The sequence below is a fragment of the Frankia sp. CcWB3 genome (assembly GCF_977927595.1).
The window spans coordinates 1-540 of sequence record NZ_CDWRCK010000212.1 but is presented as its reverse complement, the minus strand read 5'-3'; the positions used below and the strand labels follow the sequence as shown (position 1 = coordinate 540).

Annotated in this window: 1 pseudogene; it reads right to left on the bottom strand. The window is 77.0% G+C overall.

Annotated features, from left to right (window positions below):
• A pseudogene (locus tag ACY5KJ_RS15320) lies at positions 1-466 on the bottom strand (NADH-ubiquinone oxidoreductase-F iron-sulfur binding region domain-containing protein); the annotation flags it as partial.
• Positions 467-540: the final 74 nt, after the last annotated feature.

Sequence of the window (540 nt, the reverse complement as noted above, 5' to 3'; positions counted from 1 at the left end):
TGCCCTGGTGTGTGCTGTTCCGGTAGGCGCTGTGCCGGTGCGCGCTGCCGGAGTGGCTGCCGTCGAGGCAGGTGCCCTCGGCGCTCGCGGCGAGTTTCCGCCAGGTGGGGAAGGCCGCGCCGCCCCGCCCGGTCAGCCCGGAGTCGTGGATCTCCGGAAGTAACCGCCCGGGTCCGCCGCGCCAGGGCAGCGGTCCACACTGGCGGTCGTGCGCGGCGAGGTCGGACGCGGCCGCGGTCAGCAGCCGTCCGGCCGGGACGTGATGCGCGGGGAGGCCGCCCGCGCCGGCCGCGGGCCGTACCGCGTGCATGGCCGCAGGCCAGGGCTCGCGCCCCCACCCGGGCTGGACCTCAGGGGAGCCTGCGCCGCCGACGCCGCTGGTGGTGCCGCTGGCGCCGCCGGTAGCGATGGTGGCGCCGGTCGGGATGGACGGTTGGGCCGCTCCGGCGGCAGCGCGGATGGTCATGTCTGCTCCGATCTGGGGGTCATGGTTGTGGGCGCCGCCGGTTGGTGTCGCGGGCTGAGGGGCCGGTGTGGGGT